Below are 14,570 nucleotides of genomic sequence, written 5' to 3'. Positions count from 1 at the left end.
GAAGCTAAACCCTCAATGCTTTGGAGGTTCTCGCTAAGGTGTCTTTCCGGATTTTTAACCGGACTTCCTAGTCTAATGTTTCTATCTGGTTTGTCAACTTAGTGACTTCGCCGCCGGAAACTATCTAGGTTTTGTTCCTCCGCTTTCGCGGGGCAACGAATAGAAACTCTACACACGTGGATTTGCAGGGTCAAATCTATTTGCGGTGACTCCCACCACACCCATTTTTCCGCACGGTTACGAGGTATTAACTCCCCCTCGTGTGCAGTAGAATAAGAAGGCGGTGATCCCCTAAAGCGGCGCACACCAGCCGCGCTACGAGAGGTAGTTTATGCACCGGCCAATCGGGTTTGACCGCAAACGATACATCGAACTTCAGTCGAAGCACATTAACGAACGTCGAAACCAGATCGGCGGAAAGCTCTACCTTGAAATGGGTGGAAAGCTCTTCGACGATTTCCACGCCTCTCGAGTACTTCCGGGCTTCACCCCGGACAACAAGATCGCGATGCTTGAGACCTTTAAAGATCGCATCGAGATTCTCGTTACGATCAACGCCAAGAATCTTGAGCACACCAAAGTTCGCGCAGACACCGGGATCCCCTATGAAGAGGACGCGCTTCGCCTCATAGACGTATTTCGCGAGCGTGGCTTTCTAGTTGAGAACGTCGTCCTCACCCAAATGGATGAGGGAAACAAGGAAGCGAAAGCGTTTCGCACCCGCGTAGAAAAGCTCGGATTGAAAGTCGCGCGGCATCGCACCATCAAGGGGTATCCGGCGGACATTGAGCACATCGTGTCGCCCAAGGGATTTGGCCGCAATGACTTTGTCGAAACCTCGAGGGACGTAGTACTTGTAACCGCTCCCGGACCCGGATCAGGCAAGCTTGCCACATGCCTGTCGCAGATTTACCACGAATTCCAACGGGGTAACCAGGCCGGCTACGCCAAGTTTGAGACCTTCCCCATCTGGGATCTACCGCTCGACCATCCCGTGAACATGGCGTATGAGGCTGCCACTGCCGACCTCGACGACGTAAATATGATCGACCACTTCCACCTCGCCGCATATGGCACGAGGGCGGTCAACTACAACCGCGACCTAGAAGTGTTCCCCCTGCTCTCGGCGTTGCTTGAAAAACTCACCGGGTCATGCCCCTACAAGTCGCCAACCGACATGGGAGTGAATATGGTTGGTAGCTGCATCAGCAACGATGATGTATGCCGTGAGGCCGCTAAGCAGGAAGTGATTCGTCGATACTTCAAAGCGCTCGTTGAAGAAAAGCGTGCCGGTACAGACAGTCACGAATCCGACCACATTGCCATCATCATGGGCAAGCTGGGCATAGACCGCAACTACCGACCAGTTGTACGCCCCGCCCTCGAAATTGAGCGCAAAACTAAGAATCCAGGTTCAGCCATCGAACTGCAGGACGGAACCATCGTTACCGGTAAAACATCAGCCCTGCTGGGCCCGTCGGCTGCCATGCTCCTAAATGCGCTCAAACTACTCGCTGGGATTCCTCCGAAGATGCATCTGCTTGCGCCCGAATCCATTGAGCCCATTCAGAAGCTCAAAACGGAGCACCTCGGGTCTCGCAACCCGCGGCTGCACACCGATGAAGTACTCATAGCGCTATCGGTTTCAGCAAACACCAACGAGTATGCGCGCCGCGCCCTCGAACAACTACAAGCGCTCCAAGGTTGCGACGTACACACCACCACGATCCTAGGCTCCGTTGATGAGGGGATCTTCAGAAACCTGGGGATTAATGTGACTTGCGAACCGAAATATTGGCGCAAGGGCGTCTACCAAAAGCGGTAAACGCCACGCGCTAGTATCCGGTTATGCGAAACGAGGCAACGCGCTTACTCAACTGGAGTGCGCGCAGGTAAACTAGGCTGGCAAGAGGTGGGTCACTCGATCTGGAGTGACCCGCCAACCACATAGAAAGCAGATTCGTGAACATCATTACCTCTCACTCAGCACTAAGCATCCCGCTGTTGAAAGAGGTAGCAATCGATCCTACAGCGTTCAAAGAAGCTTCCCAGATCGATCGCCTTGGCAATCTAGCGCCGCGAAACATTACCATCACTACCCTGTTTTCTTCCGTAGCCAACCACGCGCGCCAGGCTGATTCCACCGATGAAATCAGCATTAGCCTCGAAAATCTGCCCCGCCCGCTACTGCGCGAAATGGCTGAAACCCTAAGATCTATGATTGTTGGCCGCCAGCAGGTACTCGTTGATCTGGTACCCGAAAACTGCTTCACCGCACTACAACAGCTTCTTGGCGAGGACACGAGTGGCAAAGAGCCTAAACCGCTACTGCACCAGGTTGGGCCCAGCTTCACGTTTGCTGGCAACGCGGGACTAACACAGATAATCGACTCCATTGGATTCGACATAAGTCCTCTCGAAAGAGTTGTGCCCATCGCTGTGAATCCATCCGCGTGGTGCCAAACGTGGTGTCAGGAGACCGGGGCTCGCCGCGACCTCATTCACCGAGCATTTGACTGGGTAGAGAGCGTGACGATCAGCTCCAAGAATTACCGAGCGCTCAAAGCCTCTGGAGCGAAAATAATTCCCTCCTCGAAAGCTTACCGAATGTTGCGAAGCCCCAAGTTCTGGGCCTACGCGGTGGTGTTCATCTACTCTTCTCTTCGCGCGCTACCAGTAACGTTCGTGAAGAACTTCCACGGCAACCTGTGGATCCTGTGGGGCATGGACGTGGTTACTGCCATCCCCTACACGTGGGGTCTGCTGGCGTTCGTAACCGCCCACAAATTCTGGGTTCGATACACCGGTCTGCTGGTCACCCTAGTTACGTTTATTTCTCCCTACGTGTACTTCTGGACGCACGGGCGCGGCTACCCTCCCAGTGTGAACGCAATAGTCATCGGCATGATCGCCTTCGCTTTCCTCTACGAACTGCGCAACTACCTGCGCGACCGCTACGTTGCGGACGGGCTACGCGGCCAGGGTGCGTGAAGGCTCGGAGATGTCCTCGAAAATAAGAGAGTGCGCGAGGACAATCTCGCGCACTCTTCACTAGAAATCTGAATGGAAGGTCTACCCTAAACGGTAGCGCTTGCCTTGCGGCTGGCGCGATCCGGCCCGGTGAACATGCGGGCGATTCCGGTGAGTAGGAACCAGCCTCCTGACACGTAGAACAAAACCAGCATCCACACTGGCTGCACCGGGTAAATAGCCACCAGGGCGCCTGTAATCCCAATCCACACCGCGATGGAGATCAGGTTTACAACCATGAACTTCTTGACTCGGAACGGGTGCGTCCAATAGCTGGGGACAACCGTGAGCACAATGCAGGCCACAACCGCGATAATGTTTACCACCTCGCTGGTCTGTAAAACATACAGACACAAAGCCACAATGTTCCATGCCGCAGGGAAACCGTAGAAATAGAAATCCGACGACTTCCAGTTCTCATTTGCATAACACAGCGTGGAAGTGGCAAGAATCAAAACCGTCAGAACCGCCGCCAAATATGGTTGGCCCATTTCGATGTGACGATACATGAAAATCGCGGGGATGAACGTCCACGTCAAATAGTCAATGATGATGTCCAGAATGCCACCATCAAACCACGGGAGTACTTCTCGCACGCGGAACTTGCGAGCCATAGTGCCATCCACACCATCCACCACCAGCGCGATGAAAAGCCACAGCCACATCATGCCGATATCCTCATGAATGAGCGACAATGTAGCTAGGGCTGCAAGCGCCACGCCCGACATGGTGAACAGGTGTACCATCCACGCGCTAACTCGCTGCGACAAGGGCGCCAAGTTTTCTGGCGCGATTGTTTTTAGCTTTTTAGGCATTCGTTTGTACTTCGTTTTGAGGTCAAAATCCATGGGTTTCTTTCACATTCATCAATGAGATTTTCGAGGAATCCTCGGCGATGATTCTACCTTACCCGCACATTATTGCGGCTATCCGAAATCCGGTGTTTCCGCACATTCTGTGCTTTTCCTGGGCAATGACTGAGCATCCCTGGTTCCTAAGAGTGTGCCGGGATACTTCTCCGGCGTGGGAGCGCAACAAGAACAAAAATCTCGGGACACCGTATGAACGATGTCCCGAGACATAACAATCGTTACTTACACTCTCATTTTGATACAAGCCCAGTTTTGGGTGCAAGGGTGCCATTTTGGGTGCAAGACACGGAGCTTGGGTGCAATCGCTGAGAACAGCTATTGGCCAGCAAACATCAAGTAGCGTTCACGAGTTCAAGATCTGTCAGATTACGTAACCGACCCTATTGACGTCTATAACGCCTCTGCGTAGCAGATTAATGTCGATGGTTTCATAGGGAGATTGGGCTATTTTTGCTGTTTCGATAGCAGCCTTTGGCGCCGGTGCAGCATCGATTCTGGAACGTGGGATGGATGCTGTTTCGATGCCTAACTCGTGGAGAACGTTTTCAGGTAGCTCATAGTCCTGTTCCACGAGTCCGAAACACGCGAAGCCGGTATCGACGCAGAAAGAAATTAGCTTCTGTTTTCCAATGCTGTGGACGACGCTAAAGGATGTTCCAATGAGGGTGCCCAACAGGTAGCCGAGGACTGGGAGTTGGGGTGCAAGTGTTTGCCCGATTAGTCCACCAAGGTGAGCGCCAACTAAGTACCCGCTAGATACCACGACCATGTCAACGAATTCAGATCCCATCTGCTGCGCGGTCATTCTTCCGGCAGCGACAAGAACGCTGTTCTTTGCGGTTTGTAGCACTAATGCAACGACTGTTCCAAGAAGTACAGGGTTGACTTCTGCGGAAGCTTTTCCTAGGGCACCGCTGTCTAGCATGATTTGCAGAGCAGACGATATTGCGCCTTTCAGGAAGCCTTCTACTCCTGATGAGATTCCTTTTTCGCCCACGTGTTTCACTTGGGCTAGGTCGAGTTCACCATTCTTAATGAGGAAGTCAATAGCCTTGTAGATCTCTGGTGCCAGCTGAGTTGCCACAGTGATAGTCGCAGTTGTGTACCCGGCTTTCAGTGCCTGCTTCAGCAGATATTCCGTACGGATAGCGTTGGCTGCAGTCACGCCATGTTTTTCTGCTTTGAACTCTTGTTTCCTGCTCTCTTTAGCAATCTTCTCAAGTTGTTTTCGAGATACAGTCCTGGATTCCACACCTTCAGCGTTTGTTACCTTGTCAGTGAGCATCTTCTCTGTCTCAGCGTAAGCTTGAGACACTTCAGGACGCGTTTGGCTGTCACTGAGCATTTGTCGGTGGGCTGTTTTCTTCGCACCCTCGAGATGATCAGTGGGGATCAACCTATCTTGACCTTCGTAACGCGGATGTTTAGTTTCGACGTTGAGTTGTGCCTGCGCCTTCGCAGTCTGCTCTGGTGTCGAATAAGACTTGGCGCTGTAGTTTTTTCCTGACTTCAGCTCGATGTCAACGGAGTCCTTTACTGTGCTGTGAAGTACTGACGCTCGGTCTGAGGAGTTTGCAGCAACAGCATCGACGTTAAAAGTAGCGGCAGCAAATTCTTCAAGCATGTAGCCTTGCAGCTGCGCGATACCAAGGTTGCGGTACTGGTGGTTATTGATGTTGTCTTCGAGTTCCTTGATGGCTTTCTCGATGGCGCGAACGTATTCCTTGCCCATGCCTGCAGCGGCAGATGCACCTAATACGTGGGCTGAAAATTCCCAGCCTCGCTGCGCCTCGTTCTTTTCTTCCATTTGCGCTTAGCCTACTGCTCCATGAAGCTATCGAGACCGTCGGTGTATAGGTGGACAACTCCGTAAAACATCATCTGGCGTTTCATCAGAGATTTGTTTCTAAAGATTTCTTCGGATTTGGCAGCGACCTTCTTGCCTACTTTTTCGATAGTTCCAGCGCCAGATTCAAACAGTCTTCTAGCTACGTTCACGAAAGCTGGAGCAGTTTTCTCGATCTCTGTGAATTCGCTTTCTTCGACATTTTCATCATCGAGGTCAGCGGCTCCGGTAGAAACGATGTCGTCTTTTTCAGCCTTAAGAAAACTAGGCACAGGAAGATCCGAGAGCTTGGCTAAGAACTCGTCGTATTCTTCGCGATTCGTCAAAGCTTCTGGCTCAACATAAAGAATTGCCTGATTGCCTGCCCAGCCAAACTTGACGCCACAATCGTCGAACTTTGTGTCGATTACAGGGATGAGTTCGTCAGTTCCTTTGATGTCGCCTAGAAAGAGGATCTTGCCTTGAATGTTTCCGGCGTCCTTGTTGGCAAGCCATACTTTCTCAGTCCACGACACGACGCTTATGGAATCGTCTTTAGTGCCGACAGTTCGACAGTCGGTATCGTCGTCTGTCTCAATCAGTTTCTTTAGTTGATTTACCAGCAGCTCATCTTTGTAGACCGCTATCAACGTTTTCTTAGTTTCGAACATGCGATGTACTTCCTGCTACTTCCGAATCGCCAGATAGACCCTAAGGATATATTTCTTTCCTCAGAATCACGTCTGCACTCTCTGCACCTGGCCACAATTGGATACAAGATTCTCATTCTGCAAGAAAATCGAAGTTACCTAGTTAGCGAGCACAACCTGTATAAGCCCCTCTTTTGTTACGCATGAATACTGCATCAAGATATTCCATGCTTCGTCGCTATATTCGAGTGGCGGCTGGGTGGCCAGGTAGTCGCGGACTGCGGCGGCTTTTGCTCGACGGGTGGTGAGGCAGGCGATCTGGTCGCTTACCTTTTGGTGTTCTTGTTCTTGCTGTTGGTAGCGCTGTTCGAGTTGTTGGTAGCGGTGGTCGTATTCGTCGGGGGAACACTTTTTAGCGGAAGGAATACTTTTTAGCGGCTTAGACCAAGCATGAACCCGAGCGCTAAAAATAGCATTAGGCACACTAATTGGGCGACTCCTGCACAGGGAAACAAGAGGATCAATAAAATAGAGAATCCTATACTGAGCTGTTGAAATGGCTCTTTATTCAACATAAAAATAGGACGCTCACTTTGTATCAAAATGAGCGTCCTAATGGTGGAGCTAGGGGGATTCGAACCCCCGACCTTCTCATTGCGAACGAGACGCGCTACCAACTGCGCCATAGCCCCAAGTGCGAAAACCAGCCTAGCACCACATCGCCAAAACCGTTAATTCAGCGGCGTCGGGGGCTCACACGTTGTAACGCTCCAATGCGCGTAGCCTTCACAGGACATTACTGCGCGCGGCGGAACTCGAGGATGTCCTCCAAATCGAACGCGGTCTCAGCCATCTCAGCGGCCTCTTCGGACGTCATAGCGTCAAGCGAACGCGGCTTCGCAACCACTGGGCGCAGCGGGCTGACAGTTTGGGTCTCGGACCTATTCTCCTCCGAGCTTTCAGCAGAAGCGACTCCCTCACCATTATTTTCGAGGACGCTCGGATCAACCACTACGCGCCTACGCGGAGCCTTGGCGGCGCGAGCGTAAGCAGGGGCGGGAAGCTCGCGAGGAGTCCACTCGGCGGGTTCAGCGGCGGCCTCTACCTGCTCCTCATCAACCGCTTCTTGGACGGAAGACGCTGAGGGGGCAACGCCCTCGCTGGTTGGCGCGGTAGCCGCAATACGCTGTTCAACGGATGAGCGCAAGCGGTTGTAACGAGATTGCTCGAGCCTGCGTTCCTCACGCAACTGCTTCAAAAGCTCGGTTTCAGCGCGAGCCTTCTCGATGGAACGGCGGTACGCCAAACGCCCCTCCGCTAATACTGCTCCCATAACGGCCGCCGGAACCAATAGGAACCACCAGGAGAACGTCGAAAAAGTAGCCGCAACCACGAACGCCACCAGCAGTGTCAACGCCACTGCGAAAACGGCGAAACGGCGCTTACCCGCAGCGTTCTCCTTCGCAACACGAGCTGCGCGGGACGCGCGAAGCTTTGCCATCTGCCGGGAAGTCGAAGAAACAAGCTCACCCGAAATACGCTGCGAATCAGCCATTGAAAATCCCCCTATCGATTCTGCCTCCACGGCCTGAACCCTCCGTTCGGGTCCACAAACCGCCACGTGAGGCAAAATACGCGGCTGGTTCCTCCCCACCTCGCCTCGAACAACAAGACCAGGCTGTTCCTTAGCCAAAGGAACAAGTTTGAGGTCCTTCGAAAACCTATCTTCAACAGGCGTTTCGATAACCTCATTGCGGTTCTTTATGAGCGCAGGCGTCCAATACGCAGCCACCAGCACGGCCAACGCACCGATAATCCACCCTGAAAAGCTCACGTACCCATAATTACATCATTGTTATTCCATCTCGGGCAGAGCTTCGGCGTGTCTGTTTCGTGACATTTGACGCCCCACAGTTTCACGAGAGAGGACCCGGCAAACGCTATGCTGACCCGCGCCTGGCGTAGCCGCTTTGGATGACCGGCAAGGCCGGTCGTGTTTGGGTGATCCCCGCGGGAATCGGCGCTACTCCCCCAGCAGGTTCACGCCCCAGATTGCTTCCACTAGGCCGCCGTTTGGTAGCGACTCGCGGTCAATTGAAAAAGCCAAATGGTCTGCCCACTGACCAGCAATGGCCATGTACCGCGGCCTGTAGCCTTCGTGAGTGAGCCCAAGTTTTTGCGCGAGACCAAGAGAAGGCTCATTCTCGGGGCGAATGTTGATCTCCACACGGTGAATCCCCAGCTTCAAAATGAGCAGGTCAATAAACGCCGCCACAGTCAAGCTCGCAATGCCCCGACCTGCATACTCGGACACAATCCAATAGCCAACCGTCGTGGAATACAGCGCGCCCCTCACCGTGTTTGCCGCTGTTACCACCCCGATCACTCGCTCATCCGCCTCAATCATCATGGGAAGAGTGATACCCGACTCCACCTCGGCATCGGTTTTCCGCTGATAATCCGCAAGTGAAGGCAGACGCTCATCAACGCCCGGAGCAAGCGTGGCCTCCCACGGCTCCAGCCAGTCTCGGTCTGACCAGCGAACGCGCTCAACCTCGCGATGCGCCTGCCCCAAAACCGGGCGAACCGTGAGCCTACGGATTTCGGTCGACGCTGCCCCACTGTGACGACGCGGTCCGAACACGTTTTCCCCAGGGCGCGCAAATACGTCCTCGTCCACATTCAAACGTGGCGTTGCATGAATGAGGCCCCGACTAACGGGATCCTCAATATCGATACGAACCTGCGACTCGCTAAGCCCCCACACGCGAGGGGCGGAGAAGAATCGCCTGAAGAAACTCATCAACTAATCGAGCACCATGCAACGCAGAGCATCACCCGCGCGCACATCCGTCACATTCTCCGGCACAACCGCGAGCGCGTTCGATTCTGCAAACGCGGAAAGGAGGAGCGCGTCCGTTGGGCCCATCACTGTGGCCGTGTAGCCCGACGACGGCTTACCCAGCAGTTTCACGCGCACAAACTCGCGCCTGCCCATAGGCGAACGCCACCCGCGGTCCACTCGCGCCTGCACGGTTGGGCGGTTTAGCGAACTCCAACCCTGCATTGCGCGCACTGCGGGACGTACGTAAACCTCGTAACACACCTGGGCCGACACCGGATCACCTGGCAAACAGAAAAGCGGGGTTCCCGACTCGACGTGCCCAACACCCAGGATGTGGCCCGGGAAAGCCGCCACCGAGTCAAAGCGGATCGTGCCGAGCGAGCCCAACACCTCGCGAACTGTATCGCCCGAACCATAAGAGATACCGCCGGTCGTGATTATCAAATCTGCACGCACCAGCTGGTCCTCAATAGTTTGCCGCAGTGTTGCCTGTTCATCTGGAACGGCAGCCACGCGGAAAGTCTGCGCACCCGCATCTGTCAAAGCGGTAGCCAGAGCATGACCATTCGCATCAAACACCGCGCCCGGGCGAGCCTGCTCACCAGGTTCGATCAGCTCATCACCAATCGAAATAATCACCACACGAGGGCGCGGGTGCACCTGAATACGGTTACGACCAACACCCGCGATCAACGCGATCTGGCGAGACCCCACGCGCGTACCGCGGCTAATCAGCACGTCGCCCGCACGAACATCCTGTGCCTTACGGCGAATGTTTTCACCGGGCATCGGGCTATGGGACACCTCCACCTGAGCCACCCCATGATCCGTGTGCTCCAGAGCAACCACCGCATCCGCACCCGTCGGAATCGGCGCGCCAGAAGCAATCCGGACCGCCCCTCCCGCAATGTTCGCCATCGGCTCAACATCGCCAGCGCGAAGCTCCGCTGTAACGTTGAGCTTCACCGGATGATCCGCAGAGGCCCCCTCCAAATCCTCCGACCTCGCCGCATAACCATCAAGCGCCGCCAAATCCGCAACCGGAAGGTCGAAGGGCGCCATCACGTCCTCCGCGAGCACGCAACCCATCGAATCGGGCAACATCACATCCAACGGAGGCTGCGGGCCAACCGCATCCTGACAATCGCGATAAAAATTCGCAACCGACCTCATCACATCTCCCCTTCAAACGGGCAAAATCAGTGGCCTGCGCGCACCATCACAGCACGCCGCTAAACACTACAGGTCAAGTCCTTTAACAAGTCCTTTAAGTAGCGCCCGGAACTCGCTGCCAAGCTGCGGATCCTCAATCCCCATCTCCACCACAGCCTGCAGGTAACCCAACTTGTCACCCGTATCAAACCTACGCCCGCGAATCACAACGCCCGTCACGCCGCCACCCCGATCTTCAGGCGTCTCAATCAGAGTCTGGAACGAGTCAGTCAGCTGAATCTCGCCTCCACGACCCGGAGGGAGCGTCTCCAAAATCTCAAACACCTTCGGGTCAAGCACGTAGCGTCCAACCGACGCGTACTCAGACAACACCTCATCAATCGGAGGCTTCTCCACAATCTTGTTGAGACGGAAGACATCCCCGTCATTCAGCCCCTCAATACCATCCAGCCCATTTGAAGCCAGGGGAATGGTAGTCACATCCGCCGAACCGTAAGCCGTTGCCTGCTGCGGAGTTACCTCTAGCAACGCCACCACGGAGCCGCCAATCTGCTCGCGCACCGCGATCATCTTCTCCAGTACCGGGTCCTCCGGATGCATCAAATCATCCGGCAACAGCACCGCAAACGGGGCGTCACCCACATGGTGGCGAGCCTGAGACACCGCGTGGCCAAGCCCACGCGGATGTCCCTGCCGCACCGAATGAATCCTCGCGAAATCCTGGTAGCGCTCGATTGACGCAAGCAGCTCCCACTTCTCACCCTCGCGCAACGCCGCCTCGAGGTCGGGTACAGCATCAAAATGATCCTCGATCATCTGCTTCTGCGCGGCCGAAATCAGTAGCAAATCATGCAGACCCGCCTGAGTGGCCTCCTCAACCACCAGCTCAATCGCCGGACGGTCAACAATCGGCAACATCTCCTTCGGGATCGCCTTCGTCATCGGCAGGAAACGCGTGCCTCGCCCCGCCGCCGGGATCACACCATGACGCACCGAAGCGTTCTTCAACAAACTGCTCATAGTCCAAGCCTAACCGAGGAACCCCACAAACGCGGGTATGCCACAAGCGATGCGCGAACCGACGAGCCACTTTAAGCTCCTCCCCTCGGCACCTTGCCCCCTCGTCTTTCCCTTTGCCTTCTCTCACGATTCAGACCCGAGGTGCCGTGGCGCTGGCCCCCTCATCAACGAGTCCGACCCAAACTGGCGAAATAGGCGTCCAAAATGCCACTTCCCCTCTGAATACCGGTTGGCTGCAACAACCTGAACAGCATTCAGACCCAAAACGGCAGGAAAGAGCCTCCAAAACAGCAGTTCCCGTCTGAATCGTGAATGCGCTCTGCAAGCTTTGGGAACGCGCGGCCTGATCGCGGCAGTATCCGACACCCGTCCCGAGATGCGTGTGCGAAAATGGACACATGGGGTCTGAATCAAGAAAAAGGGTGTCACCCTACCGTAACCAGGGCGGAGCCGCTCAGATTGCACGTGGCGAGATGCTACACGCACTAAGCGCAGTCAGCCACACTTCGCCGATCCCAGCATCCACCCAGAAATTCATTGACGAGGCCATACGTGCAAGCAAGGAATCCTCGCAAATCGAAATCCTGCGAACCCTCCTAGAACCAGTTCGCGCGGAAAAACACAAAGAAGCCAAGCGCGCGCTTAGAACCAGCCTTAGAGAACAACGTAAGGCCACACATCAGCGGCTTGATGGATCACATGCCGCCACCGAAATCTGGAACGCCCTCAATCCGGTGCTACAAAAGCAGGATCTGCCGCGCGGAATTGCAGCATATGAAGCTCTCCCCGGGGAACTGTCCATCAGGAAATTCGTTGCATCCTCCAAAGCATCTGGAACAGAAGTTTGGTTCCCCGTTGTCTCCAACGCTAAAGGCATGCCGCTTTCGGAACTTCCCATCGGATTCGTTTCCAGCAGCCAGCCAACACCAGTCGGCGACCCGGCACGGATCGATCCACCCGTTAGCCTCGTGCTAGTGCCCGCAATGGCCGTAGACGACGACGGCGTCAGGCTAGGACAAGGCGGAGGGTGGTATGACCGAGCCCTCGCTACAATCAAACAAGCGCACCCCACGGTCCTCTTTTTTGCTGCAGTACCGCAAAACAGCTACGTGAGCCGAGACCTTCTCCCCGCCGAAGCGCACGACATTCGCATGGACGGCGTCATAACCGAGGCAGGTTGGGCGCTTTTCTAGCCTCTTGCGGCCTCATTCTTGAAGCGGACGCAAAACGTTGCCCAGGCAAGGCCGATATCCACAGGCTCACCACGCTATCGCGCATCCACATCTTTTCTTACAGGCCTATATCCGCCTCGACAATCTTGAAATCATCGAGCCCGTGAAAGAAAAACTCCGAACCGTCGCGCACTGGATCAGCGAGAAACAGGCGGTCATCGCAATCACAGTAGCGGCCATCGCAGTATTTCTAACACTCATCGCAGTCATACAACCGCTTGGAACCAACGCGGTTGTGGCAACAAAACGCATACCCGCAGGCGAAATCATTACAGATAGGGACATTCAGATGCGGTCTAACGTGGCCGGGGCTGCTCCGGACGTCGCAAATGATCCCGCCCTAGTAGTCGGCCTGCGAACAAGCGTCACCATAGAACCCGAAACACCAATAAGAACCGCGTACGTCGCAATCACCGAACAGAGCATGGAAGGGAGGGATACGGTCGCTCTTCCGGTACCCGTAGACGTCGCAGCACTATTCACGCAAGGAGACACCTTAGACATCTATTCACCCGCTACATGCGAAGACGAGACGCACAGCTGCCCCGCGAAATTACTGACGCAAGGAGCGATTGTGACCAAAGTCGCAACACCCGCAGAAACCCAATGGAATGCGGCGCAAACCGCGACTCTGGTCTTAGCAATCACGCGCAAAGACACTCCCGTAGTTGCTGGAGTTACAGACTCCGCTACAATTACGCTGGTGAACACCAGCCAACACTAGGTTCAACGCAGACTCCAAACAAGCCCGCCAACACCTCGTTAACGCTGCTGCTAATCCCTATCGATTAGGATTCACCAGCACGGTTCTCGCCATCAGCGTACACACCGTTGCAACAGATACGTAGCATGCGCCTACAAGGTAGCAAGCCCACAACTACAAGGAGCAGTCTTGATTCAAGGCTTCAAGGAATTCATTTCACGAGGCAGCGCTATTGACCTCGCAGTCGGCATGGTCATCGGTGCGGCATTTACGCAGATCGTCACCGCGCTAACGGACAACATCATCAATCCGCTTATCGGCGGCATTTTTGGCCAGCCGCGCTTCGACAACGTCGGACAGTTCACCATCGGCATCGGTGGAGACCCCGCCATAGTCCAGCCCGGCATGCTTCTCAATGCGATCATCAACTTCCTACTAGTTGCCATCGCGCTGTACTTCTTCATTGTTATGCCCATGAACAAGTGGGCCGAGCGCAAGCAGAAGGTTGCCGACGAGGTAGCTGAAGAGCCACAGCCCGACGCGCAGCTCACTCTGCTCGAAGAAATCCGCGATGAGCTACGAGCATCCAATAAGTAGAAACGCCCGTCTTTCTCGGTCAGCTCAAGTTAGCTGACCGAGAAAGACGAAGTCGGCGAGCCTCTGGGGTTCGCCGACTTTCTTTTTCTTCATCCTTTCACCCCATCTGTCTACCCCTCATCCGCCCACCCTTCACATATGCGAGCAGTCTCATCTACCTGCCCGCCATGCCTTTCCGGCCAGCCTCACTTGCCCGGCCTCACCCCGCGCAACGATTCAGACCCAAACTGGCTAAAACACCTACCCGAATCGGTACTTCCCCTCACAATCGCGGATGGCAGCGACCCCGCCCGCAGTATTCAGACCCAAACTGGCAAAATCGGCCTCCAAAATGACAGTTTCACTCACGGATGCGGTTTTGGCGGCCGGCCAACCAGTATTCAGAGCCAAACCGGCGAAAACAGGACTAAGAACAGCACTTCTTCTCTGAATACTCGTCACTGGAAGCAGCCTTCAACGGCATTCCGACTCAAACTGGCAAAAACCGGGGGCAGAAACGGCAGTTCCCGTCTGAATACCGGGTGGAGAAGCAGACACGGGCAATTATGACGCGGTTTCGGACGCGAGGAAGCTGCTGAGCGACAGCTTGGGTCTCGCACCCGTATTCGGATGGCACTTTGGGT

Annotated in this window: 13 protein-coding genes and 1 tRNA gene; 5 read left to right on the top strand and 9 right to left on the bottom strand. The window is 54.8% G+C overall.

All coding sequences use genetic code 11. The annotated features are described in order from the left end of the window. Nucleotides 1-331 precede the first annotated feature (331 nt). Nucleotides 332-1,825 (top strand): DUF1846 domain-containing protein, encoded by a 1,494-nt coding sequence (locus HMPREF1628_RS06640; protein WP_034509756.1) that lies wholly within the window; start codon nt 332-334, stop codon nt 1,823-1,825. A gap of 137 nt (nt 1,826-1,962) precedes the next feature. Continuing rightward, the gene (locus tag HMPREF1628_RS08700; protein ID WP_052038958.1) at nt 1,963-2,991 is read left to right on the top strand and encodes a hypothetical protein; all 1,029 of its coding nucleotides are present in this window, start codon (nt 1,963-1,965) and stop codon (nt 2,989-2,991) included. Nucleotides 2,992-3,077: 86 nt separating this feature from the next. On the opposite strand, the gene HMPREF1628_RS06630 is transcribed toward HMPREF1628_RS08700, so the two are convergent. The 9 genes from HMPREF1628_RS06630 to HMPREF1628_RS06585 form a co-directional block, all read right to left on the bottom strand. Next, entirely contained in the window at nt 3,078-3,845 is a 768-nt protein-coding gene (locus tag HMPREF1628_RS06630; protein WP_034509767.1) for a CDP-alcohol phosphatidyltransferase family protein, read from the bottom strand. A gap of 418 nt (nt 3,846-4,263) precedes the next feature. After that, complete coding sequence (locus HMPREF1628_RS09020) at nt 4,264-5,709, bottom strand: hypothetical protein (protein ID WP_156956923.1); 1,446 nt, start codon at nt 5,707-5,709, stop codon at nt 4,264-4,266. 11 nt (nt 5,710-5,720) lie between these two features. Beyond that, nucleotides 5,721-6,398, bottom strand: coding sequence for a hypothetical protein (locus HMPREF1628_RS09015; RefSeq protein ID WP_034509752.1), 678 nt, complete (start codon nt 6,396-6,398; stop codon nt 5,721-5,723). Nucleotides 6,399-6,536: 138 nt separating this feature from the next. After that, nucleotides 6,537-6,860: a hypothetical protein gene (locus HMPREF1628_RS06610; protein WP_034509750.1), complete on the bottom strand. Its 324-nt coding sequence runs from the start codon at nt 6,858-6,860 to the stop codon at nt 6,537-6,539. A gap of 133 nt (nt 6,861-6,993) precedes the next feature. Beyond that, nucleotides 6,994-7,069: transfer RNA gene (locus tag HMPREF1628_RS06605), tRNA-Ala, on the bottom strand. 104 nt (nt 7,070-7,173) lie between these two features. After that, complete coding sequence (locus tag HMPREF1628_RS06600; protein WP_034509748.1) at nt 7,174-8,211, bottom strand: hypothetical protein; 1,038 nt, start codon at nt 8,209-8,211, stop codon at nt 7,174-7,176. A gap of 189 nt (nt 8,212-8,400) precedes the next feature. Continuing rightward, on the bottom strand, nt 8,401-9,180 hold the full coding sequence (locus HMPREF1628_RS06595) for a GNAT family N-acetyltransferase (RefSeq protein WP_034509746.1): 780 nt from the start codon (nt 9,178-9,180) through the stop codon (nt 8,401-8,403). A 3-nt stretch (nt 9,181-9,183) separates the two neighbouring features. Next, complete coding sequence (locus HMPREF1628_RS06590) at nt 9,184-10,395, bottom strand: molybdopterin molybdotransferase MoeA (protein ID WP_034509744.1); 1,212 nt, start codon at nt 10,393-10,395, stop codon at nt 9,184-9,186. 66 nt (nt 10,396-10,461) lie between these two features. Beyond that, nucleotides 10,462-11,415, bottom strand: coding sequence for a UTP--glucose-1-phosphate uridylyltransferase (locus HMPREF1628_RS06585; protein WP_034509741.1), 954 nt, complete (start codon nt 11,413-11,415; stop codon nt 10,462-10,464). Between the two features lie 422 nt (nt 11,416-11,837). Between HMPREF1628_RS06585 and HMPREF1628_RS08695 the strand changes: the two genes are divergently transcribed. From HMPREF1628_RS08695 to mscL, 3 genes are all read left to right on the top strand, one after another. Further along, nucleotides 11,838-12,608 (top strand): 5-formyltetrahydrofolate cyclo-ligase, encoded by a 771-nt coding sequence (locus HMPREF1628_RS08695; protein ID WP_052038957.1) that lies wholly within the window; start codon nt 11,838-11,840, stop codon nt 12,606-12,608. Between the two features lie 142 nt (nt 12,609-12,750). After that, nucleotides 12,751-13,371, top strand: coding sequence for an SAF domain-containing protein (locus HMPREF1628_RS06575; protein ID WP_198030419.1), 621 nt, complete (start codon nt 12,751-12,753; stop codon nt 13,369-13,371). A 168-nt stretch (nt 13,372-13,539) separates the two neighbouring features. Further along, entirely contained in the window at nt 13,540-13,947 is a 408-nt protein-coding gene (mscL, locus tag HMPREF1628_RS06570; RefSeq protein ID WP_034509737.1) for a large conductance mechanosensitive channel protein MscL, read from the top strand. Nucleotides 13,948-14,570 lie beyond the last annotated feature (623 nt).

Origin of the sequence: Actinomyces sp. S4-C9 (assembly GCF_000758775.1) — a bacterium.
Taxonomy (GTDB): Bacteria; Actinomycetota; Actinomycetes; order Actinomycetales; family Actinomycetaceae; genus Gleimia; species Gleimia europaea.
The sequence above is the reverse complement of the archived record's forward strand: the minus strand, read 5'-3'. Positions and strand labels throughout refer to the sequence as shown.

Bases quoted from the DNA above. Each gene is read 5' to 3' on its own strand.
- HMPREF1628_RS09020 (WP_156956923.1), bottom strand. From the start codon at position 5,709: ATGGAAGAAAAGAACGAGGCGCAGCGAGGCTGGGAATTTTCAGCCCAC.
- HMPREF1628_RS09015 (WP_034509752.1), bottom strand. From the start codon at position 6,398: ATGTTCGAAACTAAGAAAACGTTGATAGCGGTCTACAAAGATGAGCTG.
- HMPREF1628_RS06590 (WP_034509744.1), bottom strand. From the start codon at position 10,395: ATGAGGTCGGTTGCGAATTTTTATCGCGATTGTCAGGATGCGGTTGGC.
- HMPREF1628_RS06585 (WP_034509741.1), bottom strand. From the start codon at position 11,415: ATGAGCAGTTTGTTGAAGAACGCTTCGGTGCGTCATGGTGTGATCCCG.
- HMPREF1628_RS06595 (WP_034509746.1), bottom strand. From the start codon at position 9,180: ATGAGTTTCTTCAGGCGATTCTTCTCCGCCCCTCGCGTGTGGGGGCTT.
- HMPREF1628_RS06640 (WP_034509756.1), top strand. From the start codon at position 332: ATGCACCGGCCAATCGGGTTTGACCGCAAACGATACATCGAACTTCAG.
- HMPREF1628_RS06630 (WP_034509767.1), bottom strand. From the start codon at position 3,845: ATGCCTAAAAAGCTAAAAACAATCGCGCCAGAAAACTTGGCGCCCTTG.